Source organism: Sinisalibacter lacisalsi (assembly GCF_014640115.1).
Classification (GTDB): Bacteria; Pseudomonadota; Alphaproteobacteria; order Rhodobacterales; family Rhodobacteraceae; genus Sinisalibacter; species Sinisalibacter lacisalsi.
This window is the reverse complement of sequence record NZ_BMGI01000003.1, coordinates 426,520-448,763: the sequence shown is the minus strand read 5'-3', so window position 1 is coordinate 448,763 and position 22,244 is coordinate 426,520. Positions and strand designations below refer to the sequence as shown.

Below are 22,244 nucleotides of genomic sequence, written 5' to 3'. Positions count from 1 at the left end.
AGGGCCGAGAGCGTTGCGCCATGCGCGAACCGCGCGGCGCAAACAGGTGGGGGGACCAGGGATGACAAGGATTGCCGATCTGCTCATGCGGGCAACCCTTACGCTGTGCATCGCCTTGCTAGGGCTGATGTTTGCAACCCAGATCATCGTTGTCTTCATGCGATACGTGATGGGCGTGGGCTTCCTCGAATTGCAGGATCTCGTCACCTATTCCTTCTCCGCCATCGTCGTGCTCGCGATCCCGCTGGCGATGCAGCGCGACCGCCATGTGCGCGTCGACATCTTCCGCGCCGGCTATTCCGCGCGCACCAACCGCCTGATCGACCGCGCCGGGCATCTTGTCTTCACCCTCCCGGTCTTCGGCTTGATGCTCTACAACGCCTGGCCCCACGTTGCCCGGTCATGGGCGATCTTCGAGGGCTCGCGTGAAACCGGCGGGCTGGGCGGCCTGTTCCTGGTCAAGACCATGGTTCTGGTGATGTGCGGCCTGATCATCCTGCTCGCGGTGATCGAGATCGTCCGGGGGCGCAACGGCAAGGAGGGGCACGATGAGCCCTGAACTTCTCTGGCTCGTGGCGATGACGGTCGCGGTGCTTGCCGGGATCCTTTCGGGCATCCCGGTGATGCTGGTGATCGCCGGCGTGCCCACCGCCGTGGCCCTGCTCGCAAGCCAGGCTGGCCATTTCGATCTGGGCTACTTCGGCGCGGTGCCGCAGCGCGTGTTCGGCACGATGCAAAACCCCCTTCTCATCGCCGTGCCGCTCTTCGTGCTCGTCGGCGTTCTGCTTGACCGTTCGAAGCAGGCCGAACGGATGCTGACCAACATCAACCGGCTGTTCGGCGGCACCCCCACCGGGCTCGCCTTCTCGGTGATCGTCGTGAGCGCGCTGATCGCGGCGTCCACCGGCATCATCGGCGCGACGATCGTGATGCTCGGCACGATCAGCCTGCCCACCCTGCTGCGCGCCGGGATCGACAAGCGCACCTCGTCGGGGCTGATCTGCGCCTGTGGCACGCTGGGCCAGATCATCCCGCCCTCGATCGTGCTGATCCTGCTCGGCGACCAGGTGTCCAACGCCTATATCGAGGCGCAGCAGGCGGTGGGCAACTTCGCACCGGAGCCGGTAACGGTGGGCGACCTTTTCGCCGGCGCGATGCTGCCCGGGTTGATGCTCGTCGCGCTCTACGCGCTGTACGTGGCATGGCGGCTCCGCGCGACGAAGCCGCCGCAGGCGGTCGAACCGCCCCCCGGCCCCGACATGTCGCTCGCCGATACGCTCGCGGGCATCCTGCCGACGCTGGCTCTCATCATTTCGGTGCTGGGCTCGATCCTGATGGGCCTTGCCACCCCGACCGAGGCCGCCGGGGTGGGCGTCGCCGGCGCGATGCTCGTTGCCGCGGCCCAGATCTCGGCCCGCCTGCGCTGGATTGCGCTGGCAACCGCGACGCTGGCCCTGGCCCTGCTCGCCGCCAGCCACTACGGCCTTGTCGGCGTCGAGTTTACCGCCGGCCTGCTCGTCGCGACCCCCGGCACACTCGTCGCCGTGGGCCTCCTCGGCCTTCTGGGCGCGGGCCTTCTCGCGGCGGCGATCGCACTCGTGAGAGCCAGGATCCTGATACCGGCGATCACCGAAACGCTCACCGTTTCGGGCATGATCTTCGGCATCATCATCGCCGCGAGCATCCTCTCGCTGGTGTTTCGCGCGTTCGGCGGCGACGAGATGGTTGCCGATGTCATGCACAACCTGCCCGGCGGCGCATGGGGCATGCTGGCGATCACCATGCTGGTGGTTTTCCTGCTCGGCTTCATCCTCGAATTCGTCGAGATCATCTTCATCGTCATCCCGATCATCGGCCCCGTCCTGCTGCAGGCCGACATCGACCCCGTCTGGTTCGCCATCCTGATCGCGATGAACCTGCAGACGTCCTTTCTCACTCCACCCTTCGGCTTTGCGCTGTTCTATTTCCGCTCGGTTGCACCACGGAGTCTGACCACCGGCGATATATATCGGGCCATCGTGCCCTTCGTCGTGATACAACTCCTCGCAATCGCCATTCTCGCCATGTTTCCCGCGTTGGCGACATGGCTTCCCGGCGTCCTGTTCTGACCGGCAGGGCGCGCCGCTTCCAACAGGAGGATACCATGAAGCGTCGTGACTTTCTGAGAACCGGGGCCCTCGCGGCCCCCGCCGCGGCCCTCGCCGCCCCCGCCATCGCCCAGGGCAAGATCGAGTGGCGCCTTCCCACCTCCTTCCCGGCGCAAGCTCCGGGCGTGGGCACCAACGCCACCACCTTCGCCAAGCGGGTGGAAGAAATGACCGACGGCCAGATGAGCCTCAAGGTATTCTCGGCCGGGGAACTGGTGCCGCCCTTCGGCGTCGAGGACGCCGTCGAACAGGGCACCGCCGAAATTGGCCATTCCACGCCCTATTACGCCGCCTCGAAAAACTCGGCGGTGCATTTCTTCTCGGCCGTGCCCTTCGGCCTCACCGCCGCCGAAACCACCGGCTGGCTGCGCTACGGCGGCGGGCAGGAGTTGTGGAACGATCTCTATGCCCAGCGCAATCTCGTGCCGCTCTACTCGGGCAATTCCGGCGTGCAGGCGGCGGGCTGGTTCAAGACGCCGATCGACAGCCTCGACGATCTCGCCGGGCTCAACATGCGCATTGCCGGCCTTGGTGGCGAGGCCATGCGCAAGGTGGGCGTCAATGCCATCCTGATGCCGGCGCAGGAGATTTTCCCGGCCTTCCAGTCGGGCGCGATCGACGCCGCCGAATGGGTCGGCCCGCTGCTCGACCAGGCCTTCGGACTTCAGAAGGCGGCCAACTACTGCTACATGCCCGCCTTCCACGAGCCCTCCGCCGGCCTGGAAGTGGTGGTCAACAAGGACGCGTGGGACAGCCTGCCGGCCAACCTCCAGGCGATCCTCGCCAACGCGGCCGAAGCGGCGGCCACCGAAACGCTGGCCCAGTTCGAGTATTTCAACGCCACCGCAATGCAGCAACTCAAGGACGCAGGCGCCGAGTTCCGCATCTTCCCCGACGAGGTTGTCGCTGCGCTGAAGACGGCTTCGGCGGAGGTGATGGAAGAGAACGCGGCCAAGAACCCCGACTTCGCCATGGTGAAGGAAAGCTACGACGCCTTCCTCGCGCTCGCGCGCCCCTACGGCATCGCGGTGAAGGCCCCGATGTTCGCCCAGCGCGCCTGAGGCGCTCAAGCACAAGGCGGCGAGGGAAAGGCTCCCTCGCCGCCCACAGCGCAAAAGCCGCCACGGCTTGCGACCAATTGGCGGATTGAGCCGCCGATCCCCGCCGCCTACTCCTTGATTCAGAAACCGACGCGGGGAGAAAGCACCCGATGCAGGCGCGCGGCCTGATATCGTTACACGCCATCGCGGGCCCGATCGCCCGCGTCGCCGCGCTGTTCGCGATGCTGGTGCAATTCGCGTTCTACGCCGACCATATCGGCGCGATGGCGGCAAAGGCCACGGGCAGCGGCGCGCCCGACGCCCGCTTCGGGTTTCTCGAAATCTGCACCGGCAACGGCATCGAGGTGATCGCCATCGGCGACGGGCCGGTTGATCCCGCACATGCGTGCCCGATCTGCGAAAACGCCTCCGTCATGGCCTTTGGCGAGCCGCCCGCCATGGCGCTGCCCGGCTTCGCACTCGTCCCCCTCGACATGGCCTGGGAATTCGCGCCCGGCGCGGATACCGCCGCCTTGCGCTTCCCCGGCAACCGGCCGATCCGGGCACCGCCTGCCATGCGTTCCTGACCCTTAGAGGGTCCGTTTCTTCGTCCCGGCGACCCGCCCGGCCCACAGCACCCGGTCACGGGGCGCCAACGGCGAAGCCTTTTCAGACAACACGCAAGATCACGGCCAGACCGCCCGGGGTTCCCCCGAGCGGCGCCGCGACATCGCGAAAGGAACGCATGATGCAACGACGCCATTTCCTTCTCACCGCCTCGACGGGCACGCTCTTCGCCGCCAGCGGCGCGGCCAACGCCCAGATGCAGACCCCGTGGGACTGGACGGCCGAGAACGGCCCCGCCAGTTTCCTCAAGGTCGATACCGCCCCGCTCGAAAACGAGTTCGAGAAATATCCCCGCTGCCCTTATTGCGGCATGGTGCGCCAGCAGTGGAGCCACACCCGCCACCTGATCGTCTACGACGACGACACCGTCGACGGCACCTGCTCGCTGCATTGCGCCGCGATCAGCCTGTCGATCAACATGGATCGCGGGCCGAAGACGATCTACGCCGGCGATGCGGGCGCGGAAGCTGAGTTCAAGCCGCTCGCCGATACGGCGGAAATGGCCTACGTCATCGACCCCGCCAAGCCGGGCACGATGACGGCGACCTCGAAATGGGCCTACGGCGATGCCGCCAAGGCCGAGGCGGCCGCCGCCGGAGCCGAGGGCGCGCGCGTTGTGGGCTTCGACGACGCCCTGCGCGCGGCCTTCGCCGACATGGCCGAGGATACCATCCGCATCCGCGCCCGCCGCGCCGAGCGCAAGGCGCGCGCCGCTTCCGGCGACTGAGCCAAGCCCGCCGCCCCGGACCATGCCCCGGGGCGGCCCCTTCCCTGAACGCGAGGATTGACCATGTGCCAATCACCCGATCACCGCGCCGACCGTCGGCGCCTGCTTGCCACGCTCTCCTCCGCCGCGCTGGTGGCGGGCGTTGGGCTGGCCCCCCGCTCCGTCCGCGCCGCCGCCGCGCCGATGGACCTGCCCCCGCCCGGCCCGCGCGATACCTGCCCGGTCTGCGGCATGTTCGTCGCCAAGTATCCCGAATGGGTCGCCACCGTGCTGTGGGACGACGGCGAGGCGGTGCATTTCGACGGCGCGAAGGACTTCTTCAAATACCTCGACGACCTCGAAAAATACGCTCCCGGCCGCAGTCGCGACCAGATCGCCGGCATGGGGGTGACGGAGTATTACGGCCTCGCACTGGTGGCGGCTCAGGACGCGCTCTATGCCATCGGTTCCGACGTGCTCGGCCCGATGGGGCACGAACTGGTGCCACTGATGACGGAAGCCGACGCCACCGACTACATGCGCGACCATCGCGGCGAACGGCTCGTCACCTTTGGCGATGTCACCGGCGAGATGCTCACCGGCCTCGATGCCGGCCGCTTCGAATGACCGCGCGCGCCCGGTTCAGGCGCTCCAGCATCGCCTTTGCGCTGCTGGGTGCCGGCGCGGCGGGGCTTGCGCTCGCGGCCCTGCACGCGGGGCTTTCGCAGACTCCCGGTCAGGCGCGCATGGAAGCTTCCGCCGCGCTGGTGCGCCACGTCGGGCTGACCGATCTCGCGCTGTTCACCGAGGCGCGCTACACCCGCCACCCGGCGATGGCCGACCTCCATTCGCCGTTTCAGGACAATCCCATGGCCTTCGAGCATTTTCCCTCGGGCACCTTCGCACCGCTCAACCGCAATTTCGGCCGGGGCACACTCGGCTTCGATGAAAGCGAGGTTGCGCGATGACCCCCGCCTTCCGCCGCCAGCGCGCGCTGGCCGATTACACCCTCGCGGCCCTCGCCCGCCGGCGCGGCAAGAACATCGGACTCGTGGCGATCTATGCCCTCGTCGTTTTCGTCGTCGCTTCGGCGCTGCTGTTTTCCTCGGCGCTGCGCCACGAGGCCGACACGGTGCTGGCCGAGACCCCCGAGCTCATCGTGCAGAACCTCGTGATGGGCCGGCACGACATGATCGAGGGCAATGCCATCGCGGCGCTCGCGGGCATTCGCGGCGTCACCCGCGCCAAGGGCCGGCTCTGGGGCTATTTCTACGACAGCGTCAACGGCGCGAATTACACCCTGATGGTGCCGCTCGATCCCGAACGCGCGCTGGCCCCCGGCGAGGCGATGATCGGCGAGGGCGTGCCCCGCGCGCGGGGGATGTTCTGGGATACCGCGCCCTTGTTTCTCAGCCGCCAGCCCGGCGACCTCGTGCGCTTCGACGTGGTGGAGCGCCTGAGCTCCGAAAGCGCCCTCGTCTCGACCGACCTCATCTTGCTGAACGAGGCGGATTTTCGCGATTTCTTTCGCCTGCCCGACGGGGTTTATACCGATATCGCCGTGACGGTGCGCAACCCGCGCGAGATCGAAACCATCATGTCCAAGGCGGGCAGGCTTCTGCCCGAGGCGCGCTTCATCACCCGCGACGACATCTCGCGCACCTACCAGAAGCTGTTTTCGTGGCGCGAGGGCATCATGGTCGCGCTCGCGGCAGCCGCGTTGCTGGCCTTCGCCATCTTCGCCGCCGAGAAGGCCTCGGGCCTGTCGGCCGAAGAGGCGCGCGAGATCGGCATTCTGAAGGCGGTGGGCTGGAACATGACCGACGTGATCGCGATGAAGCTATGGGAGGGCGCGCTGATCTCGGTGGGTGCCTTCCTGATCGGCACGCTGACGGGTTATCTGCACGTCTTCGCCTTCAAGGCCGGGCTTTTTGCGCCGATCCTCAAGGGCTGGTCTGTGATCTACCCCGATTTCGCGCTCACCCCACGGTTCGACGGGGTGCAGATCGCGGCACTCTTCCTGATCACGGTGCTGCCCTATACCGCCGCCACCCTCGTGCCGGTCTGGCGCGTCGCCGCCGCCGACCCCGACCAGGTCATGCGCTGAAAGGCCCCCGGACATGATTTCGCTTCACGCCGTCACCAAGCTCTACAACGAAGGCCGCCCCGGCGAGGTGCGCGCCGTCGACAACGTCAGCCTCGAGATCGAGCGCGACGCGGTCACCGTGTTCAAGGGCCCCTCGGGCAGCGGCAAGACCACGCTGCTCTCGATCATCGGCTGCATGGCGCGGCCCAGTGCCGGCCGGGTATTGATCGACGGCCGGCTGGTTTCGGGCCTGCCCGAACGCTTCCTCACCGAGGAGCGGCGCAGCACCTTCGGCTTCGTGTTCCAGCGGTTCAACCTGATCCGGGGGCTGAGCCTGCTTGAGAACGTCACCCTCCCGGCGGCCCCGCTGGGGGAAGACCCGCGCGAGGTCGAGGCACGGGCGCTCGCACGGCTCGAGGCCCTCGGCCTCGCGGGCAAGGCCGCCATGCCGGTGGAATACCTCTCGGGCGGCGAAACCCAGCGCGCCGCCATCGCCCGCGCGCTGATCAACGACGCGCCGATCCTGATCGCCGACGAGCCCACCGCCAACCTCGATACCGAACTCACCCACCGTTTTCTCGACATCGTCGGCGCGCTGCGCGACGAGGGCCGCACCGTGATCATGACCAGCCACGACCCGCGGATCTGGCAGGCCGATCACGTCAACGCGGTGATCTCGATGCAGGACGGGCGGATCGTGGGAGAATACGCATGATCTTTCAAACCCCGATCCTCGCACTCCTGCTCGTCTCGGCGTTGGCCAGCGCGGTGGCGCTGTGGAGCGGCTGGTTCGCCCTGCGGGTGCTCAGGCGCTGGAACCTCGCCAGCGGCAGCCGCGAGCAGTTGCGGCTCGAACGCGCGACCGAGCTTGTCTCCACCCTGTTTCGCTTCGTGATGCTGGCCGAACTGGCGGCGCTGGTGCTCTTCGTGTTCAACGCCGACCGCATGGCGCCACTCTTCGTCGGCGCAATGTGCGCGGTGGGCACGCTCAGCGCCAATGATTGGGGCTTTCCCGCGCTCTACCTCAAGATCGCGGTATTCTTCGCCGCCTCGGTCTGGCTGATGCTCGACCACGCCGACCGGCTCGGGCGCGACTACCCGCTGACGCGGCTGAAATACGGCGCCATCCTCGCCATCGCACCGCTGGTGGTGGCGAGTGCAGGCGTGCAACTCACCTATTTCCTCAACCTCGAAACCGACGTGATCACCTCCTGCTGCTCGAAGGTGTTCACCGAGGTCAACGACGGTATCGCGGCGGAGATGACCGGGATGGACCCGGGCCTGGCGCTCTGGCTTCTCGCCGGGGCCGGTCTGGCGGTGGCGCTCACCGGGGGCGCGAGCCTGTGGCGGGGGCGAGGCCACGGCGCCTTCGCGCTGGCGGGCGGCGCCTTCTTCCTCGTCGCCCTGGCCGCCATCGTCTCGGTGATCTCGCTCTACGTCTACGACCACCCCAACCACCATTGCCCGTTCTGCATTCTAAAACCCGAATACGGCTATGTCGGCTACGCGCTCTACCTGCCGCTGTTCACCGCCACCGCACTCGCGCTCGGGGCGGGCGCGATCCGTCCCTTCGCGCGGATCGACAGCCTGAAGGCCGCCCTGCCGGGCATGTTGCGGCGGCAAACACTCAGCGCGCTGATCGGGTTCGGCCTGTTCGGCGTGGTGGTGCTGTGGTCGATCTGGCGCTCACGGTTGATCCTGTTCGGATGACCCCCCGCCCGCTTCACGGCATGGGCTTTTGTTCCGCAGCGATGGCGGGGATCTCGGTGCGCTCCTCCTCCGGCGCGCCGGTCAGCAGATCCACCGCCCGGTCGGCCGCATCCTGAAAGGGTTCAAGCACGAGGTCGGCCCCGGCCTCGAACAGGTCCTCGGTATCGCGCGCATAATGCGAGGCGACCGCGATCCGGCCACGAAACCCGGCGCTGCGGGTCAACTGGATCAGCGTGGTGCGTGCGTCTTCGTGGCTGAGGCCGGTGACGTGGATCGGCACCGTGGACACGATCCACTCGGCTTTGGAGAGCGGCAGTTCCGCCACGAATTCCGGGTCGGTCGCATCGCCGAACTCAGTTTCCAGCCCCAGCTCGCGCCAGCGCCGCACGGCTGTCGGGTTGAAATCTACCCCCAGCACCCTCACCCCGCGCTTCTTCATCCGCATCCCGATGGCGGTGCCGTAGCGGCCAAGACCGAACAGGATGGCGCCGTAACTCTCGCCCCTGTGGCTGCTCGCCTCATTCGGTTCGCGCGGCGTGCCGCGGCGTTCGAAAACGCCGAGCAAGGGCTCGAACACCACGAACAACTGGTGCGAATAGGTGATCATGTAGGTCGAGGCGGCGATGGTGACGAGGCCGACCATGGTGACGAGGCCGAGCGCGTCTTCCGCCACGTGGCCGAGCGATACCCCCATCGCCACGAAGATCAGGGAAAACTCGCTGATCTGCGCCACCGTCAGGCCGGCGAGAAAACCGGTGCGCTTGCGGTAGCCCATCGCCCCCATGATCGCGAGCACGATCAGCGGGTTGCCGATCAGCACGAAGAGCGAAAACACCACCGCCCCGGTGACATGCGCGCCGAGGAGCGAAAGATCGAGCGTCGCTCCGAGCGCGATAAAGAAGAACAGCAAGAGAAAGTCGCGCAGCGGCGCGAGCCGGGCGGCGATGGTTTCGCGGTAGGGTGTGGAGGCGAGCGAGATCCCGGCAAGCAGGCCGCCGACCTCCTTGCCGAGCCCGACCACGTCGCCGATCGCGGCGAACATCGCGGCCTGGGCGATGGCGAAGATCACCAGGAGTTCCGGCGCGCGGGCGAGCCGTTCGGTGAGCGGGTTGGCGATGTAGCGCACGAACACCACCACCAGCGCGACCATGGCGATGCCCGAGCCCAGCACCGACAGCACCGATCCGCCGCCATGCCCGTCGGCCGCCGCGCCGATGCCGATGGCCGAGAGCACGATCATGGCGAGCACGACGACGAGATCCTGCACGATCAGGAAGCCGAGTGCGATCTGGCCGTGCAGCGAATCGATCTCGCGCTTGTCGGACAGCAGTTTCACGATGATGATGGTGGAGGAGAAGGTCAGCGCGACCGCAACGTAGAGGCTGGTGACGTGGCCAAGCCCCAGCGCGAGGCCGATCAGGTAGCCGAAGATCGAGGTAAAGGCGACTTGGCCAAGCCCGGTCATGAGCGCGACCGTGCCGAGCGAGCGGATCAGTTTCACGTCGAGCTTGATGCCGACGAGGAACAGCAGAACGGCGATGCCCAGCTCCGAAAGCAACCCGATCTGAGCGTCGGAGCGCACCACGTCGAAGGCCGAGGGGCCGGCGATGAGGCCGACGGCAATGAAGCTCACGATCAGCGGCTGTCGCAGGGCAAGGCCAACAAGCCCGATCAGCGCCGCCATGACCAGTAGCGCGGCGACTTCACCGAATGCGCTGTGAACGATCAGTTCCATGACGTCTCCTGCCGCCGCGTCCTCAGCCCCCATTCGCAGGTCCGCCCCTCCGGCGCCACGCCGCCGCGAACCCCGCTTTTCATTGCGAATGATACGGCAGTCTGGTTGATTGGGACAGGGCAAGCCGGAGCAGAACCCCGTTTTCCGACGCGGTGACGCAGCCTATGCCCGCTGAGAAGGGAACGCGATGAAGACGATCATGCTGGCAACGGATTTTTCCGAGCGATCCGACCGGGCCTTGCGCCGCGCCGCGTTGCTCGCCCGTCGGTCGGGAGCGAAAATGACCCTGGTTCATGTCGTCGACGACGACCAGCCGCGCCACATCATCGAGAATGAAAAGGCCGGGGCCACGTCGCTCCTGCGCGAGATGACCGCGACGCTGCGCAGCCACGACGGCGTTGACTGCGACGCGCGGGTGGTTCTCGATGCGCCCTTCGCCGGCATCGTGCGGGCCGCCACGGAGATCGCCCCCGACCTTCTCGTGATCGGGCCGCACCGGCGGCAGGTGCTCAGGGACGTGTTCGTGGGCACCACGGCGGAGCGCACGATCCGCTCGGTCTCCTGCCCGGTGTTGATGGTGAACGCACTTCCTGCCGGCCGTTACCGGCACGTTCTGCAAACCACCGATCTTTCCGACGAATCCCGCATCGCCGCACAACGCTTCGCCGCGCTCGGGCTGGGCGAGGATGCGCGCGCCTCGATGCTCTTCGTCTTCGACGCCCCGGCGATGCGGCTCGGCATGTCCCACAGCATCCCGAAAGACGACCAGGCGCATTACCTTGAAGGGGAGCGGACCCACGCCCTGCGCGAGCTCGGGCGCTTCATGGCGACGCTGGGAGCGGCCGTGCAGGCCGACCAGGTGGTGCGCCGTGAAGACACCGCGGCCGCGAACGAGATCCTGAAGGCGGCGGAAGAGATGAAGGCCGACCTGATCGTGGCCGCCACGCATGGCCGGGGCGGCGGCGCCAGGATGTTTCTCGGCAGCGTCACCGAGCAGGTGCTGCGCTCCGCCACCGTCGACGTTCTGGCGATCCCGCCGCAGACGACCGCCTGACCTTCCCCTGCGCCCGGCCCCGATCTACCAGGTGAACGGCGGCAGGCTGTCGAGCGCCTGTTTCAACGCCTCGCCCCAGTTCTGGGAAATCGTCAGGTAATAGGGATCGTCCGCCTCGATCCGGTGTCGCCGCCCCAGCCGCAGGGCATCGGTCTCGATCAGCTGGATATCGAATGGCGCGCCGACCGAAAGATTGGCCTTCACGGTGGAATCGAAGCTCACCACCAGGAGCTTCAACGCGTCCTCGAAGCTCATCGCCGGATCATAGGCGCGCACGAGGATCGGACGGCCGTATTTGGTTTCGCCGATCTGGAAAAACGGCGAGTCTGGTCCGGCCTCGATGAAGTTGCCCTCCGGGTAGATCAGGAAGAGCCGCGGTGATGAGCCCTTGATCTGGCCACCGAGGATCAGCGTGGCGTTGAACGTGCTGTCGGCGCGCTGACCGCAATCGGCGTGCTCCTCGATCACCTCGCGCAGCGTTTCGGCCACCATTCGCGCGGCCTGATACATCGACGGGGCGGCGAGAATCGAAGGCTCGCGCTCACCGGCCGCCTTGGTGCGTTCGTCGAGGATCGAGACCACCGACTGCGTCGTGGCGAGATTGCCCGCCGACATCAACGTCATCACCCGCTCGCCCGGCTCCTCCCAGCTCACCAGCTTGCGGAAGGTAGAGATGTTGTCGACGCCCGCGTTGGTGCGGGTATCGGACATGAACACGAGCCCCTTGTCGAGCATCATACCGACGCAATAGGTCATCCCGGCGCTCCTACTGTTGCGCAACCTCGATCGAAACGTCGAGCACCTCGCCCACACCACCGATCTGCGTTCCGATTACAGGAGCCGCCTCGCCATAGTCCAGCCCGGTCGCAACCCGGACATAACGGGCATCGGGCGAAATTCCGTTGGATGGATCGAACCCGACCCAGCCCAACCCGTCCAGATGCACCTCGGCCCATGCGTGCATGGCGTCTTGCTGCACCCGGTCGTCGAGCATGAGGTAGCCCGAGACGTAGCGGGCCGGCAGCCCGAGATCGCGCGCGCAGGCGATGAATACGTGGGCATGATCCTGGCACACCCCGCGCCCCGCGCTCAGCGCATCCTCGGCGCTCCAGTCGGGCCGGGACGCGCCGACCTCGTAGCCCACCTCTTCGGAGACCACCCGCATCAGGGCGTGCAAGCGTTCGATTTCGGTATCGCCCTGTGCACCGCGGGCCAGCGCGCGCACGGCCGGGCCCGGTTTGGTGCGCGGCGTGACCTGGCGGTAGAGCCACAGCGGCGCCAGTCCGATGTGCCGCCCGACAATGCCTTGGGTTTCGGTGATTTCGATCTCGCCGGAGGAGATGACAACCAGCTTCGTGGCGTTCTTCTCGAAGCTCAGAAGATCCACCGTGTTGTTGTGGTGATCTTCGAAACTCAACTCGATCCGCCCGCCCTCGACCTCGGTCGTCCAGGTCAGCACTTCCTGCTGGTGCGACGATTTCGGCGTCTTGCGGATCTGCTGCAAGCCGTAACTGACGGGGGTGTCGAAAACGTACTGGGTGCTGTGACGGATCTTCAGGCGCATGGCTTACTCATAGAACCGGTAGTCGATTTCGATCTGCTGACCCAGTTCCTCGATCAGCGTCAGAACCTTCTGGATGAACTCGTGCAGGCCATAATCGAGGATCGCGTCGATATCGTAGGACAGGTAGCTGCGCTCGATATGGTCGGCCATGCCGAAAGACGGCGGCCGGTGGCCATAATTGGCGACGAGATGGTTGAGGTTGGTGCGGATCGCACTGACCCCGAAGGCAAGGCTGCGCGGCATGCGCTTGTCGAGGATCAGGAATTGCGCGATGTCGCGCGGATCGGTCGAGCTGCCGTAAACCATCCGGAAGCCGCCGCGCGCCGATACCGAGCGCAGGATGGTTTCCCACTGCACGTTGTCCACCGCCGAGCCCACCGCCATCACCGAGGGCAACAGCACATAGTATTTCACATCGAGAATCCGCGCCGTGTTGTCGGCACGTTCCAGGTAGGTGCCGATCCGGGAGAAGTTGAAGATATCGTTGCGCATCATCGTGCCATGGGTGGAGCCCCGCACCAGCGCGGTGCTCTGGCGAACGGTGCCCAGCGCGGTCGCCAGATCGCGTTCGCTGACCTTGCGGCTCAGCAGATCCCTGGTCCGCATGTAGCCCCCGTTCATCGCCTCCCAGACCTCGTGGGTGAGCGCGGTGCGCACGAAGCGGGCGTTCTGGCGCGCGGCCGACATGGAAGACAGCACCGACGAAGAGTTTTCCTTCGCCCGCAGCATCCAGTCGATCGCGGAGTCCTTGGTGATGGAGTCATGCACCGCGTCGTAGCCGTCGCAGACCCCGGCGGTTTGCAGGATCGACCGCCACTCGTTATCCGACTCGGTCAGCCGGGTGAGCGCGATGCGCTGGCCGGTCTCGATCAGCCGGGCGGTATTTTCCGCCCGTTCGAGGTAGCGATACATCCAGAACAGGCCATTGGCGGTTTTACCGAGCATCGCCGCCTCCCTGTGCCGCGCGCTGGGCGGCTGCAGGCGCCGCGAAGAGACTATGGAGGGTCAACATCGCATCAATCCTCGAGCACCCATGTATCCTTCGTCCCCCCGCCCTGCGACGAGTTCACGACCAGTGAGCCTTTCTTGAGCGCCACCCGGGTCAGCCCGCCGGGGGTGATGTTGATCCCGGCCGGGCTCACCAGCACGAAGGGGCGCAGATCGACATGGCGCGGCGCGAGGCCGGAGCGGGTGAAGATCGGCACGGTCGACAGCGAGAGCGTGGGCTGGGCGATGTAGTTGCCCGGCCGCGCCTTGAGTTTCTTGCGAAACGCCGCAAGGTCTCGCTTCGTCGCGGTTGGCCCGATCAACATGCCGTAGCCGCCCGATCCGTGCACCTCCTTCACCACCAGTTCGTCGAGATGGTCGAGCACGTAGGCCAGCGCGTCGGGCTCGGCGCAGCGCCAGGTGGGCACGTTCTTCAGCAGCGGCGGTTCGCCGGTGTAGAACTCCACGATCTCGGGCATGTAGGAATAGATCGCCTTGTCGTCGGCGATGCCGGTGCCCGGCGCGTTGGCGATGGTGATGCCGCCGGCGCGGTAGACATCCATGATCCCCGGCACGCCCAGCCGGCTCTCGGGGTTGAAGTTCAGCGGATCGAGGAAATCGTCGTCGACCCGGCGATAGAGCACGTCGATCGGCTTGTAGCCCTGCGTTGTGCGCATCGCCACCCGGCCATCGACCACCCTAAGATCGCCGCCCTCGACCAGCTCGACGCCCATCTGGTCGGCCAGGAAGGCATGTTCGAAATAGGCCGAGTTGAAGATCCCCGGCGTGAGCACCGCAACGGTGGGCTTGCTCGCCGTCATCGCGGGGGCACAGGCCGCGAGCGAGCGCATGAGATCGCGCGGATAGTTCTGCACCGGCTGCACCCGGTTGTGCGAGAACAGCTCGGGGAACATCTGCAGCATCGTCTCGCGGTTTTCCAGCATGTAGCTGACGCCCGACGGCGTGCGGGCGTTGTCTTCGAGCACATGGAACTCGTCGGGCCCGGTGCGCACGAGGTCGATCCCGACGATGTGGGTATAAACCCCACCCGGCGGCGAAACCCCGATCATCTGCGGCAGGAACGCCTCGTTGCCCGAGATCAGCGCCTCGGGGATGCGACCCGCCCGGATGATCTCCTGCCGGTGATAGATGTCGTACAGAAAGGCGTTGATGGCACGCACCCGCTGCTCGATCCCGCGTGACAGCTTCTGCCACTCGTGGCCCGATATGATCCGGGGGATGATGTCGAACGGGATCAGCCGTTCCTCGGCCTCGGCCCGCCCGTAGACGTTGAAGGTGATGCCGGTGAGGCGAAACAGGTCTTCCGCCTCGCGCTGCTTGGCGCGCAGGTGCCTCGGGTCTTCGCCGTCGAACCAGTTATTGAACTGCGCGTAGGGCCCGCGCAACTGCGCATCGCTCCCCCACATCTCGTCGAAAATGCGCTCGTCGTCCATGCAACGAGATTACCCGGACCTTGCGGGCGATGGCCACACTTGTGCTCGCTCAAGCGGCAGAAAGCCCACGGAATCGGCGCAAATTGGCGGCGCCACCATGGGAAACGCCCGTTTTTTAAGCAAGTGCGGGTTGAAAAGGTGAAGCGTCTCCGGGCGCCTCACCCGGCCCCGGCGACGCTTCACCTCTATTCCTTCACATACGGCCTGCCGTCGGCGGCCGGGGGCCGCGCTTTGCCGATCAGACCGGCCACCACGATGATCGTGGCGATATAGGGCGCCATCGCGAGGAACTCGGAGGGAATCGGCGTATTGAGCAGCGCGAGCTTCTGCTGGAGCGAATCCGCGAAGCCGAAGATCAGCGCCGCCGAGAGCGCGCCCACCGGGTGCCAGCGGCCGAAAATCATCGCCGCGAGGCCGATGAAGCCGCGCCCCCCGGTCATGTTCTCGTCGAAGCGCCCGACCGAGCCCAGCGTGAACCACGCCCCGCCGAAGCCCGCGACCATGCCGGCCAAGGTGACGTGCAGATAGCGGGTGAAATAGACATCCACCCCCAGCGTATCGGCCGCGCGCGGGTGTTCGCCCACGGCCCGCGCCCGCAGCCCGCCCTTGGTGTGGAACAGGTAATATGTCGCAACCGCCACGAGGATCAGCGCGCCGTAGACAAAGATGTTCTGGTTGAACAGCGTCGGCCCGAGCACCGGGATATCGCCGAGGATCGGGATTTTCCAGGATCGGAAGATCTCGGCGTTGTTGAGATATCGGTGTTCGGCGAAAACCTGGGATGTGACGTAACTGGTTAGCCCCAGAACGAAGAGGTTGATCACCACCCCCGCGATGATCTGGTCCATTCGGAAGGTCACCACGAGGGCGGCGAGGATCATCCCGAACATGCCCCCCACCAGCACCGCCATCACCAGGCCACCCCAGCCGCCGAGCAGCGACCCCATGAGCGCGCCGGTGAAGGCGCCGGCGAGCAACATGCCCTCGATCGCGATATTGATCACGGCGACGCGCTCGGAGAGCACGCCGGCAAGCCCGCCCAGCGCAATCGGCACCGCGCGCACCATCGTGGCCTGCAACATGCCGGTGAGCGAGAAGCTCTTGCCCGCGGTCGCCCAGACGAGGAAGGCCATGATCACGAGGGCAATGCCGATGCCGAGGGAAAGCGAGGTCCAGCGTCCGCCACCGCGCAGGAACTGGCGCACGCCGAGGAAGGCCAGCAGCGCCGCCGCGATGGTGTTGAAGGCGCCCGGCACAACGAGATCGGGCAACACCCAGGCGTCGCGTGGGCGCGAGAGCTTGAACGTCGCCACCTCGCTCGCCGCCACGTCGAGCAGGAACAGCACCAGAAGCGAAAGGCCGATCAGGATGCCGCCGGTGATCCGCGCCTGGCGGGCCTTGGCGCTGGCGATCTTCTCGGCGCTGGTGTCGGTCGTCACGGCGCTCATGCCTTGCCCCCCTTCGTCTCTTTGCGGAAGCCCCACGGGAAGATCGCACGCACCAGCAGCGGCGCGGCGATGAACACGATGATCAGCGCCTGGATGATGCCGATCAGGTCGATCGAAACGCCCGCATCCACCTGCATCTGCCGCCCGCCCGCTTCGAGCCCGCCAAACAGGATGCCCGCGAACAGGATGCCGACGGGATGCGAGCGGCCAAGCAGGGCCAGCGCGATGGCGTCAAACCCCATCTGCGCCGAAAAGCCGGGGCTTGCGCGACCGAGCACGCCCTGCACCTGCGACGCCCCCGCGAGCCCGGCGAGCGCCCCCGCCGTGGCCATCGCCGCGACGATCACGAGGCCCGAGCGCATCCCGGCGTAGCGCGCGGCGTCGGGGTTGGCACCGGAGGCGCGGAAGGCGAAGCCGATCTTGGAGCGAAACAGCAGCCACCAGACGAAGACGACCGCGAGCAACATCACGAAGACCCCGGCATGAAGCCTCAGGTTGGGGTCGAACCAGTCAAGCAGGCGCGGCAGTTGCCCCGCCTCGGGCACCGATTTCGAGATCGGATCGGAGCGCCCCTCGCGCTGGATGTAGGGCTGGCGCAGGATGTATTCGAGCAGGCGGAAACTGATCAGGTTGAGCATGATCGTCGAGATCACCTCATGCGCCCCGGTGGTTGCCTTGAGAATGCCGGCAATCGAGGCATAGGCCGCGCCCACCAGCGCACCGGCAAGCAGCCCGAAGATCATCAGGACCGGGAACGGCAGGCTGGGAAAGCTGAAGGTGAAGATCACCGCCGCCGTGCCGCCGAGCAGGAGCTGGCCCTCGGCGCCGATGTTGAACAGCCCCGCCCGGAAGCCGAGCCCGAGGCCGAGGCCCGCAAGCACCAGCGGGATCGCCGCCGTGAGGGTTTCCGACACCGCGTTGAGCGAGCCGAACGAACCCACCGCCAGCGCGACGAAGCTCTGGCCGATGGTCGGCAGGTCGACCCCGGTGGCAAGCATGATCACCGCCCCGAGAACCAGCGCGGCAACCACGGCGAACACCGGCACGACGAAAAGGTCTTCGAAGTCGCCGCGCCCGAAGGCGGCGCGCGCGAGTAGCTTGCGCATGTCTTCGTTGACATGCTTGAGGTCCTTGCCGTCCATCATGCCGCTGCCCCTTCATGCGCCCCGGCCATCGCCAGGCCCACCGCGTTGCGATCGGCCTTGCCGCCGGTGTTGTCGAACTCGGCCACGATCCGCCCGTCGAACATCACGAGGATACGGTCGGCCAGCCCCATGATCTCGTCGAGCTCGGAGGAGACGATGAGCACGCCGTCGCCCTCGTCGCGCGCCTCGATCAGGCGGGCGTGAATGTATTCGATCGACCCCACGTCGAGCCCGCGGGTGGGTTGCGAGGCGATGACCAGCTTGGTCTGGCGTTCAAGCTCGCGCGCCACCACCATCTTTTGCTGGTTGCCGCCCGAAAGGTTGCCCGCCGGCAGGAAGACGGATGGTGTGCGCACGTCGAAATCGACGCAGTATTTCGCCGCCGTCTTCTGCACCGAAGCCCAGTCGATCGCCATGCCGCGGGCAAACGCCGGCTCGTAGTAGGAATTCAGCACCATGTTCTCGGCGATGGTGAAAGTCGAGATCATCCCGTCGCGGTGGCGATCCTCGGGGATATGCGCCATGCCGCGCGAGTGGCGCTCGCGTACCGAGGCATGGGTGATGTCCTCGCCGTCGAAGATGATCTTTCCCGAGGCCACCCGTTCAAGCCCGGTGATCGCCTCGACAAGCTCGGTCTGCCCGTTGCCCTGCACCCCGGCGACGCCCACCACCTCGCCTGAGTGCACGGTGAGCGAAACCTTGTCGAGCAGGCGCTCGTCGGCATCGTCGAGCATGATCACGTCCGTCATCTCGAGCATCGCGCGCCCGGGGTTCGCCTCGGTCTTGTCGACGGTAAAGCTCACCGGGCGGCCCACCATCATCTCGGCCAGTTTCGCCTCGTCGAGCGATTCCGGAACGCCCTCGCCGGTGATCCGGCCCTGGCGCAGCACGTTGATGCGATCGGAGATCGCGAGAATCTCGTGCAGCTTGTGGGTGATGAAAACGATCGCCTTGCCGGCCTCCTTCAACGACCGCACGATCGAGAAGAAATCCTCCACCTCCTGCGGCGTGAGCACGGCGGTGGGTTCGTCGAGGATCAGCACGTCGGCTTCGCGGAACAGCACCTTGAGAATCTCGACCCGCTGCTGAATGCCCACGGGGAGATCTTCGATCAGGGCGTCGGCCGGCACGTGCAGCCCGTATTTCTTGTTGATCTCGTCGACCTGCGCGCGCGCCTTCTTCAGGTCGAGATAACCAAGCCGCTTGGTGGGCTCGACACCGAGCACCACGTTCTCGGCTACCGTGAAGACGGGCACGAGCATGAAATGCTGGTGCACCATGCCGATACCGGCGGCGATCCCATCGCCGGGGCCATCGAAGCTCACCGGCTTGCCGTCGATCAGAATCTCGCCCTCATCGGGGGAATAGAGCCCCGAGAGAATGTTCATCATGGTCGATTTGCCCGCGCCATTCTCGCCGAGGAGCCCGAGCACCTCGCCGCCACGGATCACCATGTTGACGTTGTCGTTGGCCACGACAGCGCCGAAGCGCTTGGTTATGCCACGCAGCTCGACGTCCATGGCGCTGCCCTCCCCACTCGGACAAGAACGCCGCCGGCCACGTTGGGCCGGCGGCGCTGGTTTTTCCTGATCAGCCGCCGATCGTGAGCGAGCCGTCGATGATCGCGGCCTTGATCTCTTCGATCTCGGCCTTCAATTCCGCCGGAACGGCGTCTTCGAAGCTGTGGAACGGGGCAAGGCCGACGCCGCCGTTCTCAAGCGTGCCGACGATCAGGCCACCCTCGAAGGTGTCATCCATCGCCGCCTTGATCACCGCCTGCACCGTCGCGTCCATGCGCTTGAGCACCGAGGTGAGGTAGACGTGGGCGCGGTCAGGGTCGGTCTGGGTCTGGTCGGCGTCGACGCCGATGATCTTCAGCTCATCGGTGCCCAGCTCGTTGGCGAGCGAGGCCGAGCCGAGACCCACCGGGCCGGCCACGGGCATGATGATGTCGGCGCCTTCGTCATAGAGGTTCTGGGCGAAGGCGCGGCCGTCGTCGAGGCTGTCGAAGTTGCCGGTGAAGAGGCCTTCCTGGCTCTCGGGGTTCCAGCCCAGCACGGTCACGTCGGTGCCGTGCACGCTGTTGTAGTGGTTGGCCCCGTGCACGAAGCCGTCCATGAACACCGTCACCGGCGGAATGTTGATGCCGCCGAAGGTGCCGAGCACGCCGGTTTCGGTCATGCCCGCCGCGAGGTAGCCCGCGAGGAAGGCGGCCTGGTCGGTGGCGTAGACCTGGCCGACGACGTTCGGGATCGTCGGATCATAGGCATAGTCGACGATCGAGTATTTCTGGTCGGGGTTGGCGGCGGCCGAGGTGGCGGTGGCATCGCCCATCAGGAAGCCGACGGTGATGATCACGTCGCAGGCGCCGCCGAGCAGCGAATTGAGGTTGGCCTCGTAATCGGCTTCGGCCTGGCTCTCGAGGAAGCGGCCCTCGATACCGTATTCGGCCATCGAATCCTGCACGCCTTTCCAGGCGGTCTGGTTGAAGCCCGCGTCGTCGATGCCGCCGGTGTCGGTCACCTGGCAGGCGGTGAACGCCGAAGCGGCCGTGACGGAGCCGGCGACGAGTACGGCGGCAAGCCCGGTTTTGGTCAGAAACGTCATTTAACCCTCCTTGTCAGGCCACGCCCAGACGTCGGGCGCGGCCGAAATAAAGACCCGCTATCAAAGGCAAACCGAACCCTGCGGCAGCGATTCCCCCGGCGGCCATGGCAAAGCTTAGCACGCGCCTTGGCAAGGGGTAGGCGTGAAATTTTGTCCGGATGGAATAATTTTACACCTGGGACCGACACAGGGCGTTCGCGGAGCCAAAACACGGCGCCGGCAGGCCGGAAACCACATCGGCGGTTTCATCGCGGGCCTCAAGACGCTATCGGTAAGTCATCGAAAACCGATTTGGGAGAGCCGCGCATGTGCTGGAGCGAAGGAGCCTCGCTGGCCATGGTCGGCCTTGGCGCAGCGGCGACGGTGGTGACCGTGCGGCGCGGCGAACCTGCGGCGATCCCCATCACCATTGGCTTCTTCGCGGTAATGGAGGCGCTGCAGCTCGCCGGCTACCTCGTGATCGACGAATGCTCCCTGCCCTCGAACAAGTCCATCACCGCGCTCAGCTACCTGCACATCGCGCTGCAGCCGATCTTCATCAACGCCTTCGCGATGGCGCTGGTGGCGCGGCATATCAGCCCGAGGATGCGCGCTTTCGTCTACGCCGCCTCGGCCACCGCGACGGCGGTGATCCTGCTCCGCCTCGCGCCGTTCGACTGGGCCGGACCCTGCCAGCCGGGCGATGTGCTCTGCGGCCCGCAGTGGTGCACGATCTCGGGGAAATGGCATCTCGGCTGGGAAGTGCCGCTCAACGACATGTGGGGCACGCTGTTCGGCGACTGGTTCGCGCGACAGATCGAATTTCCCGCCTACCTGCTCGCCGCCTTCGTCCTGCCGCTGTTCTACGGCGCGTGGCGGCTGGTGATCTTCCACGCCCTGTTCGGCCCGATCTTCGCCTTGCTGCTCACCGATAATCCCAACGAGATGCCGGCAATCTGGTGCCTGCTCTCGGTCGGCATCGTGCTCATCGCACTCAGCCCGATGATTCGCCGCAGCGTTGCCCCGGGAGGGCGCGTCACTCCACCTGCTGGCCGGTGAGGTATTCGTTCAACAGGATCAGCGCGCGCGGCGTGGGCGTGGCCACGCCATCAGGATCGACCCAGGTTTCGATCGGCTCTTCGAGCAGGCCACCGAACACCGGCATCACGCCGTGGGTTCGTTCACGGTCGTAACCGTCGATCGTCGACATCACGTAAACCGCCGGATAGACGCCGCCGTTGTTTTTCGCCAGCAGCGTGAGGTCGGGCGCCACCACACCGTCGATCGGCACCGACCCGCCGCGCGCATCGGCGCCGTGGCAACTGGCGCAATAGGCGGCGTAGAGCCCCGCTCCGGTCAGGGGTTCTTCCTCGCAGGCGGCCAGCGCCAGGATGCCAAGGAATGCCGCTCGCAGTTTCATGCCGTCACCTCTCGTTTTCTCCAAGACTAACTCATCCGGGCGGGCGGCGCCACGGCCAAGACCGCGCCGAACGGGGTTGCGCGAAGGCGCGCCGCGGCGCAGGATCGCAGCATGGACCCCGAGATCGCCAATGGCTGGCTTGAAGAGTATTTCGCCGACTGGGTGCGCGCGCTTGCGCCCCGCGTCGAGCGCATGGCCTGCACCGGCGCGGTGCTGACCATCCCGGTCACCCCGGCGATCGCCCGTGTCGGCGGGATCGTCTCGGGCCAGGCCCTGGCCACGCTCGCCGACACCGCCATGGTGATCGCCTGCGCCGGGCATTTCCGCGAGTTCCGCCCCGTCGCCACCACCAATCTCGACGTGCAATTTCTGCGCCCGGCCAGCGGCGAGCGGGTGGAATGCACCGCGACCATCGTGCGCGCCGGAAAGTCGCTGATCTTCACCCGCGCCGTGCTCACCGCCGAGCCCTCGGGCAAGGAAGTGGCCACCGCCACCGCCACCTTCGCGGTGCCCTGAACGGCCCCGCGCCCGCAGG

23 protein-coding genes are annotated in these 22,244 nt (G+C 66.4%); 13 read left to right on the top strand and 10 right to left on the bottom strand.

The window, feature by feature from the left end; all coding sequences use genetic code 11:
• Positions 1-61: 61 nt before the first annotated feature.
• The 10 genes from IEW01_RS11675 to IEW01_RS11630 all read left to right on the top strand — a co-directional run bounded on the left by IEW01_RS11675 (position 62) and on the right by IEW01_RS11630 (position 8,316).
• Positions 62-559 carry a TRAP transporter small permease subunit gene (locus IEW01_RS11675; RefSeq protein WP_188527810.1) on the top strand — a complete coding sequence of 166 codons (498 nt, stop codon included), beginning with the start codon at positions 62-64 and terminating at the stop codon, positions 557-559.
• A complete protein-coding gene (locus IEW01_RS11670) occupies positions 549-2,108 on the top strand; it encodes a TRAP transporter large permease (RefSeq protein ID WP_188527808.1) in 1,560 nt (519 codons plus the stop codon). Before IEW01_RS11675 ends, IEW01_RS11670 begins: the two co-directional genes overlap by 11 nt.
• 35 nt (positions 2,109-2,143) lie before the next feature.
• Entirely contained in the window at positions 2,144-3,208 is a 1,065-nt protein-coding gene (locus IEW01_RS11665; protein ID WP_188527806.1) for a TRAP transporter substrate-binding protein, read from the top strand.
• 149 nt (positions 3,209-3,357) lie between these two features.
• Positions 3,358-3,774, top strand: coding sequence for a hypothetical protein (locus IEW01_RS11660; protein ID WP_188527804.1), 417 nt, complete (start codon positions 3,358-3,360; stop codon positions 3,772-3,774).
• Positions 3,775-3,935: 161 nt separating this feature from the next.
• Positions 3,936-4,541 (top strand): nitrous oxide reductase accessory protein NosL, encoded by a 606-nt coding sequence (locus tag IEW01_RS11655; protein ID WP_188527802.1) that lies wholly within the window; start codon positions 3,936-3,938, stop codon positions 4,539-4,541.
• 63 nt (positions 4,542-4,604) lie between these two features.
• The gene (locus tag IEW01_RS11650) at positions 4,605-5,147 is read left to right on the top strand and encodes a nitrous oxide reductase accessory protein NosL (protein ID WP_188527799.1); all 543 of its coding nucleotides are present in this window, start codon (positions 4,605-4,607) and stop codon (positions 5,145-5,147) included.
• Complete coding sequence (locus IEW01_RS11645; protein WP_188527997.1) at positions 5,144-5,488, top strand: hypothetical protein; 345 nt, start codon at positions 5,144-5,146, stop codon at positions 5,486-5,488. Before IEW01_RS11650 ends, IEW01_RS11645 begins: the two co-directional genes overlap by 4 nt.
• Positions 5,485-6,627: an ABC transporter permease gene (locus IEW01_RS11640; RefSeq protein ID WP_188527797.1), complete on the top strand. Its 1,143-nt coding sequence runs from the start codon at positions 5,485-5,487 to the stop codon at positions 6,625-6,627. Before IEW01_RS11645 ends, IEW01_RS11640 begins: the two co-directional genes overlap by 4 nt.
• Positions 6,628-6,640: 13 nt before the next feature.
• Complete coding sequence (locus tag IEW01_RS11635) at positions 6,641-7,321, top strand: ABC transporter ATP-binding protein (protein WP_188527795.1); 681 nt, start codon at positions 6,641-6,643, stop codon at positions 7,319-7,321.
• A complete protein-coding gene (locus IEW01_RS11630; protein ID WP_188527793.1) occupies positions 7,318-8,316 on the top strand; it encodes a hypothetical protein in 999 nt (332 codons plus the stop codon). Before IEW01_RS11635 ends, IEW01_RS11630 begins: the two co-directional genes overlap by 4 nt.
• A gap of 13 nt (positions 8,317-8,329) precedes the next feature.
• Here the strand turns inward: IEW01_RS11630 and IEW01_RS11625 are convergent, their stop codons facing one another.
• On the bottom strand, positions 8,330-10,051 hold the full coding sequence (locus IEW01_RS11625; RefSeq protein ID WP_229738220.1) for a cation:proton antiporter: 1,722 nt from the start codon (positions 10,049-10,051) through the stop codon (positions 8,330-8,332).
• A 187-nt stretch (positions 10,052-10,238) separates the two neighbouring features.
• Here IEW01_RS11625 and IEW01_RS11620 point away from each other — a divergent pair, with 187 nt between their 5' ends.
• Complete coding sequence (locus IEW01_RS11620; RefSeq protein ID WP_188527791.1) at positions 10,239-11,105, top strand: universal stress protein; 867 nt, start codon at positions 10,239-10,241, stop codon at positions 11,103-11,105.
• A gap of 24 nt (positions 11,106-11,129) precedes the next feature.
• Here IEW01_RS11620 and IEW01_RS11615 read toward each other — a convergent pair whose 3' ends face one another.
• From IEW01_RS11615 to IEW01_RS11580, 8 genes are all read right to left on the bottom strand, one after another.
• On the bottom strand, positions 11,130-11,861 hold the full coding sequence (locus IEW01_RS11615; protein ID WP_188527790.1) for a proteasome-type protease: 732 nt from the start codon (positions 11,859-11,861) through the stop codon (positions 11,130-11,132).
• A gap of 10 nt (positions 11,862-11,871) precedes the next feature.
• A complete protein-coding gene (locus tag IEW01_RS11610) occupies positions 11,872-12,669 on the bottom strand; it encodes a transglutaminase family protein (RefSeq protein ID WP_188527789.1) in 798 nt (265 codons plus the stop codon).
• Between the two features lie 3 nt (positions 12,670-12,672).
• Positions 12,673-13,614 (bottom strand): alpha-E domain-containing protein, encoded by a 942-nt coding sequence (locus IEW01_RS11605; RefSeq protein ID WP_188527788.1) that lies wholly within the window; start codon positions 13,612-13,614, stop codon positions 12,673-12,675.
• A 71-nt stretch (positions 13,615-13,685) separates the two neighbouring features.
• Positions 13,686-15,110 carry a circularly permuted type 2 ATP-grasp protein gene (locus IEW01_RS11600; protein WP_188527787.1) on the bottom strand — a complete coding sequence of 475 codons (1,425 nt, stop codon included), beginning with the start codon at positions 15,108-15,110 and terminating at the stop codon, positions 13,686-13,688.
• Positions 15,111-15,295: 185 nt separating this feature from the next.
• Complete coding sequence (locus IEW01_RS11595) at positions 15,296-16,558, bottom strand: ABC transporter permease (protein ID WP_188527786.1); 1,263 nt, start codon at positions 16,556-16,558, stop codon at positions 15,296-15,298.
• Positions 16,555-17,703 carry an ABC transporter permease gene (locus IEW01_RS11590; RefSeq protein ID WP_229738218.1) on the bottom strand — a complete coding sequence of 383 codons (1,149 nt, stop codon included), beginning with the start codon at positions 17,701-17,703 and terminating at the stop codon, positions 16,555-16,557. Before IEW01_RS11590 ends, IEW01_RS11595 begins: the two co-directional genes overlap by 4 nt.
• Positions 17,700-19,223, bottom strand: a complete 1,524-nt coding sequence (locus IEW01_RS11585) for an ABC transporter ATP-binding protein (protein ID WP_188527785.1) — start codon at positions 19,221-19,223, stop codon at positions 17,700-17,702. The genes IEW01_RS11590 and IEW01_RS11585 overlap by 4 nt, the downstream gene beginning before the upstream one ends.
• Before the next feature lie 70 nt (positions 19,224-19,293).
• Entirely contained in the window at positions 19,294-20,310 is a 1,017-nt protein-coding gene (locus IEW01_RS11580; RefSeq protein WP_188527784.1) for a BMP family lipoprotein, read from the bottom strand.
• A 306-nt stretch (positions 20,311-20,616) separates the two neighbouring features.
• On the opposite strand from IEW01_RS11580, the gene IEW01_RS11575 reads away from it, so the two are divergent.
• The gene (locus tag IEW01_RS11575; RefSeq protein WP_188527783.1) at positions 20,617-21,348 is read left to right on the top strand and encodes a DUF5765 domain-containing protein; all 732 of its coding nucleotides are present in this window, start codon (positions 20,617-20,619) and stop codon (positions 21,346-21,348) included.
• On the opposite strand, the gene IEW01_RS11570 is transcribed toward IEW01_RS11575, so the two are convergent.
• Positions 21,326-21,709, bottom strand: coding sequence for a c-type cytochrome (locus IEW01_RS11570; protein ID WP_229738216.1), 384 nt, complete (start codon positions 21,707-21,709; stop codon positions 21,326-21,328). The two genes, IEW01_RS11575 and IEW01_RS11570, sit on opposite strands and share 23 nt — an antisense overlap.
• 111 nt (positions 21,710-21,820) lie before the next feature.
• Between IEW01_RS11570 and IEW01_RS11565 the strand changes: the two genes are divergently transcribed.
• The gene (locus IEW01_RS11565; protein WP_188527782.1) at positions 21,821-22,225 is read left to right on the top strand and encodes a PaaI family thioesterase; all 405 of its coding nucleotides are present in this window, start codon (positions 21,821-21,823) and stop codon (positions 22,223-22,225) included.
• Positions 22,226-22,244 lie beyond the last annotated feature (19 nt).